The organism is Massilia sp. IC2-476 (assembly GCF_020707295.1).
GTDB lineage: Bacteria > Pseudomonadota > Gammaproteobacteria > Burkholderiales > Burkholderiaceae_D > Telluria.
The window spans coordinates 930,328-944,300 of the sequence record NZ_JAJFER010000001.1; the positions used below are offsets into that span (position 1 = coordinate 930,328).

At 60.5% G+C, this 13,973-nt stretch carries 11 protein-coding genes; 1 reads left to right on the forward strand and 10 read right to left on the reverse strand.

What is annotated here, in order from left to right:
• Nucleotides 1-3: 3 nt before the first annotated feature.
• From LK539_RS04175 to LK539_RS04190, 4 genes are all read right to left on the reverse strand, one after another.
• On the reverse strand, nt 4-678 hold the full coding sequence (locus LK539_RS04175) for a PEP-CTERM sorting domain-containing protein (protein ID WP_227799641.1): 675 nt from the start codon (nt 676-678) through the stop codon (nt 4-6).
• A 209-nt stretch (nt 679-887) separates the two neighbouring features.
• The gene (locus LK539_RS04180; RefSeq protein ID WP_227799642.1) at nt 888-1,556 is read right to left on the reverse strand and encodes a PEP-CTERM sorting domain-containing protein; all 669 of its coding nucleotides are present in this window, start codon (nt 1,554-1,556) and stop codon (nt 888-890) included.
• Between the two features lie 140 nt (nt 1,557-1,696).
• Nucleotides 1,697-2,518, reverse strand: coding sequence for a sterol desaturase family protein (locus LK539_RS04185; protein ID WP_227799643.1), 822 nt, complete (start codon nt 2,516-2,518; stop codon nt 1,697-1,699).
• Between the two features lie 176 nt (nt 2,519-2,694).
• Entirely contained in the window at nt 2,695-3,816 is a 1,122-nt protein-coding gene (locus LK539_RS04190; protein ID WP_227799644.1) for an acyltransferase, read from the reverse strand.
• Between the two features lie 249 nt (nt 3,817-4,065).
• On the opposite strand from LK539_RS04190, the gene LK539_RS04195 reads away from it, so the two are divergent.
• A complete protein-coding gene (locus LK539_RS04195) occupies nt 4,066-4,929 on the forward strand; it encodes a sulfurtransferase (RefSeq protein WP_227799645.1) in 864 nt (287 codons plus the stop codon).
• Nucleotides 4,930-5,101: 172 nt separating this feature from the next.
• Here LK539_RS04195 and LK539_RS04200 read toward each other — a convergent pair whose 3' ends face one another.
• The 6 genes from LK539_RS04200 to LK539_RS04225 all read right to left on the reverse strand — a co-directional run bounded on the left by LK539_RS04200 (nt 5,102) and on the right by LK539_RS04225 (nt 13,966).
• Nucleotides 5,102-5,683: a DUF4214 domain-containing protein gene (locus LK539_RS04200; RefSeq protein ID WP_227799646.1), complete on the reverse strand. Its 582-nt coding sequence runs from the start codon at nt 5,681-5,683 to the stop codon at nt 5,102-5,104.
• Between the two features lie 514 nt (nt 5,684-6,197).
• Entirely contained in the window at nt 6,198-7,532 is a 1,335-nt protein-coding gene (locus LK539_RS04205; protein ID WP_227799647.1) for a TolC family outer membrane protein, read from the reverse strand.
• Entirely contained in the window at nt 7,532-8,887 is a 1,356-nt protein-coding gene (locus LK539_RS04210; RefSeq protein WP_227799648.1) for an HlyD family type I secretion periplasmic adaptor subunit, read from the reverse strand. Before LK539_RS04210 ends, LK539_RS04205 begins: the two co-directional genes overlap by 1 nt.
• Nucleotides 8,887-10,710: a type I secretion system permease/ATPase gene (locus LK539_RS04215; protein ID WP_227799649.1), complete on the reverse strand. Its 1,824-nt coding sequence runs from the start codon at nt 10,708-10,710 to the stop codon at nt 8,887-8,889. The genes LK539_RS04210 and LK539_RS04215 overlap by 1 nt, the downstream gene beginning before the upstream one ends.
• A gap of 211 nt (nt 10,711-10,921) precedes the next feature.
• Nucleotides 10,922-12,463, reverse strand: coding sequence for a class I SAM-dependent methyltransferase (locus LK539_RS04220; RefSeq protein ID WP_227799650.1), 1,542 nt, complete (start codon nt 12,461-12,463; stop codon nt 10,922-10,924).
• 102 nt (nt 12,464-12,565) lie between these two features.
• On the reverse strand, nt 12,566-13,966 hold the full coding sequence (locus LK539_RS04225) for a DUF4214 domain-containing protein (RefSeq protein ID WP_227799651.1): 1,401 nt from the start codon (nt 13,964-13,966) through the stop codon (nt 12,566-12,568).
• Between the last annotated feature and the right edge of the window lie 7 nt (nt 13,967-13,973).

The window sequence follows — 13,973 nt, forward strand, 5'->3', positions numbered from 1 at the left end:
GGGTCAGGCGGCCTTGCGCGCCCCACGCCGACGCATCGCCACCATGCCGGCAGCCGCCAGTCCCAGCAGCGATAACGATCCCGGCTCCGGCACGTCAGTGACCGTGATGTTGGTGAAATTCACCGTGATGTCATTGAGGTTGGCGGTACGGATGCCGAAGCTGGAAAAGGCGTTGAATCCGCTGTTGCCGGATGCGAATGCATCCGAACCGGTCAGGGAGGCTTTTTCCTGGGCGGTAGGGTTCAGCCAAAGGTCGAAGCGGTTGTAGTTGTTGCTCGTTCCCAGCTTGGACAGGCGCCCGAACAAGGTGTAGGTGGCAGGCAGCGGAGCGATATCGGAAGGATTCACGTAGTTCTGCGGTAGCCAGTTCGATCCGTTCATGCGAACGAACAGGTCGTTGTTGCAGCTGCTGTCGCAATTCGCCTTGAGCCCGATGTTCGGTCCGTCGCTGTTACCGAAATAAAAGACTGCGAAATCGTTGTTTCCGAGCGTCCCATCGTAACTGACAGTAAATTCGATCAGGATGTCGTTCCGGGCGGGAGAAAGGAAATTGAACGTTGCTGCTGGATTGGCATTGGTAGTCAGAGTCTGGTTCGGTACTGTGATCACACTGGCGTGCGCCGATTGCGCGAGGAGGCCGAATGCAAGGCTGGCGAGCGCCATTCGAAGTTTATTCATGGAAATCCCCTTTGGTTATCGTGGTGTAGCTACTACGGGTATGCAAACGCCGTGCCATACCATGAGTTACAGAGTGAAGGCAGGTAAATTCGCGTATGCCGAATGCATGGCGATGTAAGGAATGTCGACACTCGCCGGGTGGGAGGCATCAATAGCTTCGTGTCCGGCCCGTGGGACGAGACCGACGCCTACCTGGCCTGGTGCGCAGCTCAGGCCTTGCGCCGGCGGCCCAGTGCGCCTATCCCTGCAAGAGCCAGGCCCAACAGCGACAGCGTGCCCGGCTCTGGAACGGCATTGATGCTCACGTTCTCGAAGCGGACGCTCACGTCATTCAGGTTGACGGTGCGGATGCCGAAGTTGGTGAACGACGTCAGCCCGGTATCGCCCTTGGCGATCGCATCCGGCGTAATGAATTTCGTCATTTCATCCGCGGTCGGATTGAGCCAGATGGCGAAGCGGTCGTAGTCGCCCTTGGCTTCCGACTTGTACAGGCGGCCGAACACGTGATACGAGCCGGTCTGCGCCACCATGTCGGTGTTGGCGAGATAGGCGGAGGTCTCGAGGCCGGTACCGTACATGCGCGCAAACAGGTCATTGCTGCAGGAAGCATTGCCGCAGTTGGCCTTCAGGCCGATGTTCGGGCCATCGGTCTTGCCGAACCAGAAGGAGGCGAAGTCGTTGTCGCCCAATACGCCGGTGTAGCTGATGCGGAAGTCGACCAGAACGTCGTTGCGGGCTCCAGTGGCGAGCTTCCACTGGGCTGCGGTGTCGCTATTGGTGGTGAAGGTCATTGGTGCCGGCGTGATCGTCACGGCAGCGGCGCTACCGGCGGCAGCGGTCATGAAGAGTGCAACGAAGGCAGTGGTCAGCTTTTTCACAAAAACACCTCTGTTAAAGTAGATGCTTTCGCAAATGCAATTTTCATGCCAGTAAAGCAATACTATTGCAAATCAAACATTTAGTATTTCTTGATTGAACTCTTCGGTTCCGCCATGTAAAGAATTCCGACACGCGATGATCAGGGTTTGCTGCGCAATTTTTGAAACGGGCGGAACAGGTATTCGCGCACGTTCTGTGCTTCGTCGTACTCGTCCAGCCCGGTGTCCGGCCACTCGTTGCGCTTCGGGAAGTGGGCGGTGCGGAACACCAGGTCCCAGAACGACGAGAAGGAGCCGAAGTTGCGGTTCCAATGATGCTTCTCGACCGAGTGGTGGATGCGGTGGAAGCGGTTGTCGGCCACGATATAGCGCAGCGGCCCCAGCGACAGCTTGGTGTGCGAGTGGATGTACTGCCCCTGGGCGCCCAGCAGCAGCCAGGCCAGCACCGGCACGAAGCCCGGATCGACCCTGACCAGCAGGCTCATCGGGATGATCATGAAGGGGATGCGGAAGATCTCTTCGGTCCAGTGGTGATTGCTGTTCCACGCGCTCATTTCGCGGATCGCGTGGTGTTCGGCGTGGAAGACCCACAGGAACTTCCAGGTATGCTGGGCGCGGTGGAACCAGTAATAGAAGAAATCGCTGACGAGGAGGGACAGCAGCGGCGCCACGATCCAGCCCAGTACGGTGAGGACCTTGTTTTCGGAAGCGAAGTATTCGCTCAGGGTGATGCTGACCAGGGGCTGGATGCCGAGCTTGCCCCAGAAGCTGGTGAACGCGGTGAGGAAAGCGACCGTGATGACGATGTAGACGGTCCACAGCATGGCGCCCCGCAGCCGCGACTTGAGCGAGTACTTGTTCCAGCCGATGATCAGCTCGAGCACGCACAGGATCATGGAGACGTACAGGATACGCCATCCGTAATCGAGCATGTTGTGGCCGGCCTGGGTCAGGTACTCCATCGTTCGTCGTTTATCTGTTCAAGAATGCCGGACATGATAGCCGAAAATGTGTGCGGCCGCGTATCGCGGTAGGGTGGGCGGGTCTCCCGCCCACGCGGCGATTGTTATCGGTTCCGATCACGTGCTCGACGATCTTGCTGCCGCGTATCACCGCGTGGGCGGAGAATCCGCCCACCCTACGAAACCGAGGCTACCGGCATGGTGCGTCCGGCCCCATAACTACGTCGCATGCGCAGGAAAGGTTCTTCAACGATGTGGTAGCAAAGCGTCGCCAGCGCCCAAGTGCCGGCGTAGCACACTGCAAACATGATGGCGGCGTCCACCAGGGGCGTGCCCGTCGGCGCGATCAGGCGGAAGCGCACGGCCATGATGTGCAGCAAGGCCATGTGCAGCAGATAGAAGGAAAAACTCACCTTGCCGCCCTGGCTGAGCGCGCGTTCGATCGGTCCCGGCAGGCGTGGAGCGAACGACACCCAGGCCAGGATCAGCGCGGCCCACCCCAGGCTCTCGATCATCGACCAGTAGACCCAGAAGCCGGATTTCGGCGTGGCGCCGAAAGGCGCGATACGGTGCATTAGGGCCGTGTCCCACATCACCAGCGCGATGCTGGCCACAAGCAAAACGGGCGCGAAGCGCGCCAGCGACGCCTGCCAGCGCCCGTAGAGCATGGCCGCGGCCATGCCGATCAGGAACTGGTCGAAGCGGCCGACCCAGGTGCTGAAGTACATCAGCGTGCTGTTGTCGTTGACGGTGAAGGCCGCTACCTTGAAGAAGGCCATCAGGACCAGCCAGCCGCCCAGGTAGGCGATGCCGCGCTCGAGCGTAAAACGGGCCAGGAAAGGGAAGACCATATAAAACAGGAATTCCAGCGAAATGGTCCAGGCTGCGCCCGTGATCACCGTTCCCGAGGTCGGGGCCAGCCCGAGGTTCGAGACGAAGAGATACAGCAGGTCTTGCGGCTGGAACTTGTCGCGACCGATCGAGGTCGCCAGCAGATAGATGACGAGGTAAAGCGGCAGGATGCGCAGCACGCGGTTGCGCAGGAAGTCACGGTAGACGATCTCGCGCCCGGCCCCATGCTGGTGCAGGGCGATCTGCATGAACAGGAAACCGGACAGCGTGAAGAACAAGCCGACGCCGGTATGCCCTTCCGTGATCAGCGCCGTCCAGCCTCCGGTCAGGCCGGCGCCGCCCGCGCCGCGGTATTCAAGGTGAAAATGGAACAGGAAAACGAGAGTGGCGGCAAGCCAGCGCAGCTGGTCGAGGCGGGGGTTGTACTGAATGTTCGGCGAATGCATGAAGATGGGCCGGTGGCATGTTGTTCTAGTCCGACTATTCTAATGTGAAATGATCTATTCCTTTTGGAATCTTGCGGGCTTATGTATGCGTGATTTGACCGCGTGGGCAGGTTTCCTGGCCACCCTACCATTGTCGGCAGCCGTAGGGTGGGCGGGTTTTCCCGCCCACGCGGTGACCGGTAACCCGCACGGCACGATCAGCTGGCTTATAATAGCCGGCTGTCTTTCCTGCCGGTTCTTCATTCCGCCATGCACGTCAATATCGCCGCCTACAAATTCATCACCCTCGACAATCTCGAAGACCTGCGCCCTGCCTACCAGGCAAAGTGCAACGAGCTGGGCCTGAAGGGGACCGTCCTGTTGACGCCGGAAGGCATCAATATGTTCGTGTCCGGCCCGCGCGAACAGATCGACGGGTACCTGGACTGGGTCCGCAACGACCCGCGCCTGGCCGACCTCGAGTGGAAGGAAAGCCTGTCGAACGAGCAGTCGCACAAGCGCATGCTGGTGAAGATCAAGAAGGAGATCATCACGATGCGCATGCCGCTCATCAAGCCGGAACTCGGACGTGCGCCGTCGGTCGATCCAAAGACGCTCAAGCGCTGGCTCGACCAGGGCCACGACGACGATGGCGTGCCGGTGGTGATGATGGAAACCCGCAATGCCTTCGAAGTCGACGTCGGCACTTTCGAGAACACGCTCGACTACCGCATCGAGAAGTTCACGGAATTCCCGGAAGTGGCGGCCCGGCACAAGGATGAGCTGGCCGGCAAGACGGTGGTCACCTTCTGCACCGGCGGCATCCGCTGCGAAAAGGCGGCGATCCACATGAAGGACATCGGCTACGAGCGCGTCTACCAGCTCGAAGGCGGCATCCTGAAATACTTCGAGGAAGTCGGCGGCGACCACTACCAGGGCGACTGCTTCGTGTTCGACTACCGCACCGCGCTCAACCCCAAGCTCGAGCCGACCGAAACCGTGCAATGCTTCGCCTGCCGCGCCGTGGTCACGCCGCGCCAGCAACTGTCGCCCGATTATGTGGTGGGAGTATCTTGCCCGCACTGCGCCGGCAAGAAGCTGGAACAGGCAGGACAGGTGTCGGCCGCGCAATAAAGCCTTGCGCGCGCCGCCACCCGGCGCCTTGTTTGACAACCCGGGACGACCATGCTGCGATTGTGCGCTACCTGCGCCATACCGCGTCGTTCCGAGTCTCGGGACTGCTCGGCGGTTGTACCCGCCCTACTTCTCAAAAATTTCAGAAAACGTCTGTTTTTGAAATAATATTTCAGGCCACTGCCATCTCGTCGAAGCCCAGGCCGCTCGGGGTACCGACGATGCGTGCGATGGTGGCATCGATGTTGCCCGGGTCCATGTGCATGGCGATCGTGTCCAGGCTCTTGATGCCGGCGAGGTAGTCGATGGCGATCTTGTTGGCAGCCGCACCGCTGTATGCGGTTCGTTCGGCCTGGGTATCAACATGCGAGGTGAAGGATTCCGCGACCGCGACCTTGCCGTTTAGGACCAGGCGGTCATTGTTCTGGGAACCGGCGGCGACCTGGGTCACGACGTTGTCGATGGTGATGCGTCCGGTGGCCATCTGGCCTACCCAGTAATCCACACCCGCCTGTTCCGCCGGACGACCGAACAGGTTGTCGTACACCTCGGCGATGATCGCGCGGTTGTCCATGCCGGCGAAGACGAGCCGGTATTCATTGGTTGCCGAGAAAGTCGCAGCCATCTGCTGATAACCATTCGGATCCTTCTCCAGGATATTCGTCCAGTACGCCAGGCCCGCCGGGTCCGCAGGACGGCTGAAATATGCGACATACAGTTTCTGGACTTCGGCGACGTAATCAATTGCCATCATGGCCTCCTCATCAAATAAGTGATGAAAATATACCGTAACAAATCAAACAACAAGCTGAAATGCTCAACCGTGCGCGGTCAATTTCTTCAAGAAAATCAATTACATAGAGAAAAATATTGCAAGGCGGAAGGGGCACTCAGCAACATTCCCGATCTATATTATGGATGAGCGTAAACGGCTGAAAACCGCTGTCCATGCGCCTTCCAGCGTGTCGAAAAGCGGTTTTCCGAGGTCTTAAAAACTGTCCTCGGGAGCCGATAAAACTTGTTCGTTTGTAAAAAAGTTAGACCAGCGAAACTGACTTGCAGGGCTTCCGCAGGGGCAAAATGTGGTATCAAACGGACAAGATCAGAGACCTCAGCCGCAGCGCGCTGAGCTGGAGCTGGAGGATCAGTAGGGTGGGCGGATTCCGCCCACGCGGTAATGGCTGCGGGCGCCGATTTCATGCCCGATGATCTGCTGCCAACAATCACCGCGTGGGCGGAGGATCCGCCCACCCTACCATGGCGGAGGTTTAGCGGAAGTACGCCGCGATCTCGCGGATTTCCTGGGCGCCGATATTGCTGGTGAAGCTGCGCAGGCGCATCACCGCAACCAGGTAGGAGAAACGTGCCTGGGCCAGGTCGCGCTGGCTGGTGAACAGCTGTTGCTGGGCGTTGAGCAGGTCGAGGTTGATGCGGACCCCGCCCTTGATGCTCTGTTCGGTCGCCGTCATCAGGAGCTTGGCCGACTCGACCGCCTTCATCAAGGCGTCGACCTTGCGCACGCTGCTCTGCGCCAGGCTGTGGGCCTTGCGTACTTCCACCAGCAGGCGGTCGGTGCGCACTTCCAGGTCGGCCCGTGCGCGCTCGTAATTGGCGGCGGCCTGGCGCGTCTGGGCATTCACGGCGCCACCGGCGTACAGCGGAATGTTGACCTGCACGCCGAGGCTGCGGTTCAGGTTGTCCTGGTTGAGGGTGTTGATGGTCTCGTTGTCACCCTTGCTGTAGGTGCCGACGAAGTCGATGCGCGGCAGGTGGCCCGCCTTCTGGCGGCCGATCTCGAGGCGCGCGTTTTCCACCGCCAGGCGGGCGACTTCCAGCTCGTTGCTGTTGTCGACCGCGCGCTTGCTCCACTCCTCGAACGAACCCTTGACCAGCTCGCCGACGCGGAAGTCGTCGGACAGGCGGTCGAGCGTGCCCGCCGGGCCGCCGATGATGCCTTCCAGGACTTCGCGCTGGGCCCGCGCATTGTCCTGCGCCTCGATCAGCTGGGCTTCGGCCAGGTCGAGCCGGGCCTGGGTCTCGAGCATGTCGGTCTTGGTGCCCTCGCCCTTTTCGAACAGGCGCTGGTTGACCTTCTGGGTCTCGGCGAAGGCATCGCGCTGCACGCGCGCCAGCGCCACCTGCTCTTCGGAGAACAGGGCATCCAGGTAGGCGCCGACGACACGCACCGCCACGTCATTGGAATCGGCTTCGAACTGCTCGGCGCCCTGTTGCGTCTGGACCTTGCCCTGGCGGTAGCGCTGCACCGCATCCAGGTTCAGGATCGGCTGGCGCAGCTGCACCACGGACGAGCGGCTGATGTACTTCGAATGACTCGGCGGCCGAGCCACGCCGCCAAAGGTGGATTCCTGCTCCAGCACGTTCTTGCTGCCATTGAAGCTGGCCGACACGCTCGGCAGCAGCTGGGAGCGGCCGAGAATACGGTTTTCCTTGGCGGCCTCGTTGGCGTAGTAGCCCATGCGGTAGGCCGGATCGTTCTTCAACGCGGCCTCGTAGGCCTGCTGCAGGCTGACCGCGCCGGCATTGCCGGCGGCCAACGCGGCGCCGAGCGCCAGCGCTGCGAGTTTGAAGGGGCGGCGCATCATCAGTCTCCGCCCACCGACGCCTTAGCGCGATCGAACACCGGCTTGAGCAGGTAGTTCATCATCGTACGTTCGCCGGTCTTCACGAATAGCTCGACCGGCATGCCCGGGATGATATTCAGCTTGTGAGCGGCAACCTTCTTGGCGCCTTCCTTGCTCACCCTCACGCGCACTTTATAGTACGGCATGCCGGTGTGCTCATCGACCGAGCGGTCGGCGGAAATGGTCGTCACTTCGCCTTCGATGTGCGGCGTCGTATTGGTATTGAACGCCGAGAACATCAGCTCGACCGGCAGGCCTGGATGCACTTTGTCGACCAGGTTGGTCGGCAGCTGGCCTTCGACCACCAGCGGGTCGTCGCTCGGGACGATGTCCATCATCTTGAAGCCCGGCGGCACCACGCCGCCTTCGGTGAACACGGCCAGGCCGACCACGATGCCGTCGGCCGGCGACTTCACCTCGACGCTCTGCAGCTCGAACTTCTGGCCTTCCAGGCGCGCAGCCAATGCTTCCGCTTCTTTCTGCACATCGGTCAGCTGGGTGCGCACTTCCTTCTGGTAATCGGACAGGCGCTGGGCACGGCGCAGGCTCAGCTCCATCACCTGGCGCTGCGAGCGGCCGATATTGCCGATATCTTCCGAGATCGAACCGTTCAGCTGGGCGTAGGTGCGCTCGAGGTCAAGCAGGCGATTACGCGCTACATAGCCTTCCTTGGCCAGGTCGCGCATACCACCGAGCTGCTCCTTCAGCATCGTAACCTGCTCCTTCTTGCTTTCACGCGATTCCTGCAGGCCCTGGATCTGCAGCTTGAGGCCGGCGATGGTGGCGTCCACGCTGCCCAATTCATTCTGCAGCGACATCTGGCGCGACATCATGAGCTGTTCCTGCAGGCGCATCGCTTCCGCCACGCGCGGCTCGCTGGCGCGCTGCTTCAGCTCGGCCGGGAAATCGATGCTCTTGCGATTCGCCATCTCGGCGAGCAGTCGGGCTTCGACCGCGCGCGAGGTGAGGTATTGGCCTTCCGTCATGTCGAAGGCCGACTTGGCGATGATCGGGTTCATGCGCACCAGCACCTGGCCGCGCTTGACCACATCGCCGTCCTTGACCAGCAGGTCCTGGACGGTGCCGCCACCTTGATGTTGCACCGTCTGGCGGTTCGACTCCTTGGCCACCGTACCTGACAGCGGCACGCCCTTGTCGAGCGGCGCGGTCGATGCCCACACCAGGAAGCCGCAAAAGCCCAGCAACACCACGATCCAGCCGAAGCGTGCATAGCGGCGTGCGTCAGTATTCACTTCCACCGGAACGACGTCGTGCGAGACGACGTCAGCGGTGCTATCACTCTTGAGTAGTTTCATCAGTTGTTCTCTCCAGTCGCCGCATTCGCGGTTGCCTGATCTGCCTGGGCGCGCTGTTGTTGCGCCGCTTGCTGTGCTGCCTGCTGCTGAGCCGCTGCCTGCTGTTGGGCTTGCTGCTGTGCGAGCATCGCCTTTTTGTTCGCTTCCTGCAGCGCTGCCAGCACGTCATTGGTCGGGCCGAACATCTGGGCCGTACCGTCACGCAGGAGCAGCAGCTTGCTGGTGATGCCGAGAACCGTGGTGCGGTGGGTGATCAGCACGATGGTCTTGCCGCGCTGGCGCAAGTCGGCCACTGCCTGGACCAAGGCCTGTTCGCCGATGTCGTCCAGGTTCGAGTTCGGTTCGTCCAGCACGATCAGCGACGGGTCGCCATACATGGCGCGTGCCAGGCCGATGCGCTGCTTCTGGCCGCCGGACAGGCCGGCGCCGCCGTCGCCCAGCTTGGTGTCATAGCCTTCCGGCATGTGCAGGATCATGTCGTGCACGCCGGCGCGTTTCGCTGCCAGCACCACTTTTTCCGCGTCGATCTCGCCGAAACGGGCGATGTTCTCGCTCACGGTACCGCTGAACAACTCGATGTCCTGCGGCAGGTAGCCCACGTGCGGCCCGAGTTCACCTTTGTTCCACTGGTAGATGTCGGCGCCATCCAGGCGCACCTTGCCCATCGCCGACGGCCACACACCGACCAGCAGTCGCGCCAGGGTCGATTTGCCAGAGCCGCTCGGGCCGATCACGCCGAGCACGTCGCCCGCATTGATGCCGAAGCTCAGACCCTTGATAATCGGCGTCTTGGCGCCCGGCGGAGCGGCGGTCACGCCTTCCACTGTCAGCGCGCCTTGCGGCTTCGGCAGTTCCATGCCAGCGGGACGTTCCGGATTCGCTTCCAGCAGCTTGCTCAGGCGCTCGAAGGCGCTGCGGGTGCTTGCCCACGACTTCCAGACACCGATGACCTGTTGCACCGGGGCCAGCGCGCGGCCGACCAGGATCGAGGCAGCGATCATCATGCCCGGGGTCATCTTGTTTTCCAGGACCAGCAGCGCGCCGAAACCAAGCACCAGCGACTGCAGCGAAACCTGCACGAACTTGGTGGCCGACGCGATTTGCGCGGCTTTCTCGCTCGCTTCGGCCTGCAGTTGCAGGAACTTGCCATGGGTTTTGTACCAACGAGCGATCAGGTTCGGCAGCATGCCCATCGATTCGATGACTTCGGCATTGCGCAGATTGTTGGTCGCCATCGTGGTCGACGCGATCGCCATACCGTTGGCTTCGCTCAGCGGTTTCTTGGTCACGCGTTCGTTGACGATGGCCAGTACGACCAGCACAAGGGTGCCGCCAAGCGCAAACCAGCCCAGCGCCGGTGAGAAGACGAAGATGACGATCAGGTAGATCGGGAACCAGGGCGCGTCGAAGAAAGCGAACAGCGCATTACCGGTCAGGAATTGACGCAAGTTCGTCAGGTCAGCCAGCGCCTGGCCGGCGTTGGTGCCGGACTGCTTCAGGTTCTGCTCGAACGCCGCTGTATAGATGCGCTTGTTCATGTTCATGTCGAACTTCGCACCAACGCGCACCAGTACATAGGAGCGTACGAGTTCCAGGCCAACCATCAGGAGGTAAGCACCCAACATCAGCACGGTGAGCATCAACAGCGTCAGTTCGTTGCGGCTGGCCAGCACGCGGTCGTACACCTGCAGCATATACAGCGAAGGCACCAGCATTAGCAGGTTGGTAATCGCGCTGAAAGTTCCGACGGTCCAGAACGTGCTCTTGAAAGCGAGCAGGGCCTGCTCGATCTCGTTTTTCTTGTTGAAGAGTTTGGTATTCATGTAGTCCGATGAACGCGTAATAGAGACGCTTCCATCCTGTCAAACGGACTGAGCAGGAGAAGCGAGCGAGACATTATCGCGCAAATCCTGCCGGAAATGTGATGTGCATCACATTTTTTGAATATTTCGATAAGACGAATTTGTAACCGCGGGCTACTCCTGTCGCATCGTGGCGACAGGCGCTTGTCGATGACAAGCGCCTGATAGCGGTTTAACACTCGATTCGCAGTGTCTTCAGGATTGGCACGAGAATACGTTCGAAATTCATGCCGACTCGCAGCGCTTCGTCCATTTCCGCTTCCGGCGTTTCCGGAACCTTGCCGTCCTTCTGGACGATGCGTTGGCCGCTAAGCTTCAGGATATTGATCACATAACGCCCCGTTTCCTCCGGCGTTTTGGCACCATTGGCCCTGGCCAGCATGAACAGCTTGTCGACGCGCCCCAAGTTGATGCCGCCACCCGTCACGGGGGATGCCAGCACCGAGACCTCGTCGGAATACCTCGCCTGTTCGCATAGCATCCGGTTGAGCCGGGTGGTTGCCGGCAAGGCCGCTTTGATGATTTTTTCTTCCTGCGCCGGATAGACCGCCATTTTGCCGACCAGGATCATCATCGCCTGTTGCAATACGTTGAAGTCGATCGCGGTGCCTGCGAATGCTTCCTGCAGCTCGGCGAGGGAATGTGGACGGTGGTCAGCCATCCGCTCGAGGATTGGGCGATACAGATCCTCCTGCAGCGTTGCCTCGCCGCGCGGCCCGGCAACCGTCATGGCGACCTTATCGACCGGCACGGCCAGCACGAAACGCTGCCGGCGCAGAATCTCGACCCGCTCGACCATGGTCAGCGGACGCAGGCCGCGCACCCAGTAGTCTTTGCGGAACTGGCGGTTGACGATGAAGTCGCGCACGGTTTCACGGAAATTCCGGTCCGGGATTTCACTCAGCAATTGCTGCTGTTCAGGCGTCAGGTTGATCACGTTGATGTGATCGATGTGGTGTGCCGAACATGCATAGCTGAGCTTTGCGTCCTCGAGCCAGCTGTTCATGCGCGAGAACGGCATCGGCGCCCAGTCGCGGTTGAAATATTCATGCGCCAGGTAGTTCCGATTGTGCTGCTTCAGCTTGTCCAGGCGCTCCACGATTTGCGGGTTGGCGCTGAAGTACAGGGCGCCGCTGTCCTTGAGCTTGTCCGCGAAGGCAAGCGCCGCATCGATGCGCGGAACAATGCCGCCCCCCGGCGCGTTCATCACTGCAGCGTGTTCGGTCAACAGGTCGCGCATCGGGACCATCGCCCCCCAGCCGGGCTGGGTGTTATAGCTGATGTAGACCACGCCGCCGACCTTGAGCTTGCGGCGGATGAATTCGGTAATGATCTTGCGGTTGGCGTCCGATACCCAGCTCCAGATGCCATGCAAGCCGATGAAGTCGAAATCCGGGAGGTCCGGACGGTTGCAGAACTCGTCGAAGGCTTCATCGAACAGCTGTGCGCCGGCGCCGGAGACCGAAGCCAGTTCTTGCGCGAAGCTGGCCTGGGTCGGATTGAAGTCGGTGCCATACCAGCGTGTGACTGAAGCGGCAGCATGGACGTTGGTACTGATACCTTGACCAAAGCCGAGCTCGCATGCAGTGCCCGTCTCGGGAAATGCATACCCGGCATTCAAGAAAGCGAGCTTGAGGCGTTGCGGATTCAACTCAGGATAATAGCCGTGGGTATAGGCAATATCCGCTACATAGCCTCCAGTCCATTCCGACATACGATCTCCATGCATGCAAAAAGAATGAACATCCTAGCAGGTTCATTTGACAATGTTGCATAAGAAATGGAAAAAAAGCGCCGGGAGACCGGCGCCGATCGTCTAGACGAGCATCAAGGTGCCTGCACTCTCTTTGTTAAAAGATGCCGTGCTTAAGTCCACCAAGCCGGTGAGCTTCACGATGATATCGACGCCGCCGTCGAAATTGCCATTACCGTCAACGTCCTGGACGATGAAGGTATTGCCGCGATACTGGAACCAGGCGATGCCATGGCTGGCTGCCTTCGCGTCCGCAGCACGCGCCGCTTCGCTTGCATAGTTATCGAAAGTCGCTTCGTCGATCAAGGTGACGCGCGAGCTGACAAAATCGGCGCTGGCGCTGCTGGCGAAGGCGATCCGCTCGCCTTTTGCCAGGTCGGTAATCGTGACCGCCGCGCCGGCATTGGCGGCACGGAATTCGCTGACGTCGAACTTGTCCTCGCCCTGACCGCCAGTCAGGGTAACGGCACTGGCAGAGACCCCATAGACCTTGAGGACATCCTGGCCTGCGCCGCCTTGTAAAACCGCGTTGGCGCCACGTGCACTGAGCGAATCATCCGCAGCCCCGCCTTTGACCGTGACGCCCGTACCAGCAGTAATGCCCAGCACACCACCTGAGCCGGAACCATCGATCAATCGCACGCCGGCCAGGTCGGCGCTGTCCATCCACACGGTGCCGGTGCCGACCAGCTCAAGGGTCTCGATGTTTTTGCCGCCCACGAGCATCATGCCGTCCAGCCGCGTATAAGCGGCGATCACCAGCGTATCCTCCCCTGCCCCGCCGTCGATGACGTCGCTGGGGCCGAGGGTGTGCCAGCGGGAGTCTACGGTAGTGTCGATCGCGCCAAAGAAGCGGTCTTTTCCTTCCGTACCGGTCAGCGTGTCTTTCTCGGCGGTGAGGCTGTTCGGCAGTATGACCAGGGGCCCGGCTTGGGCGGCCTTGCTGATGACCTGTGCCAGGGCAATTGGTTCAATGGCTTTCGCAAGAGCCGTACCAGTGGTAATACCGGCCAACCACTCCTTGGCGACTGTGTTTGCCTTCATCCCGGCGTAGCCATCTGCTTCAAACGGTGTATCCAGGGCGTTCGTGAACGCATCCGACGCCGCCACCTTGCTCGCGAAACTGATGATGTCGTCGCCCGCTGCTGCGACGGAGATGCGCTGTACTGCGTTGTCGACCGTGATCGCGCCGGTATCGAGCGCATTGCCCCAGTATTCCAGCCCGGCGGGCTCCGGCGTACGGCCGAACAGATTGCGGTAAATCGTGTCGATGACAGCGACTCCGGATTTACCGGCATAGGTATCGCGGTATTCCTGCGACGCGGCGAATGCAGCGGCGACTGCTGAGATGTCACCTTGAGCGTTGCTGACGACCTGCTTCCAGTATGCAAGACCGGCAGGATCGGCAGGACGGCTGAAATAAGCAACGTAAAGCTTCTGTACTGCTTCGGTGTAGGTATCCATGTGCTGT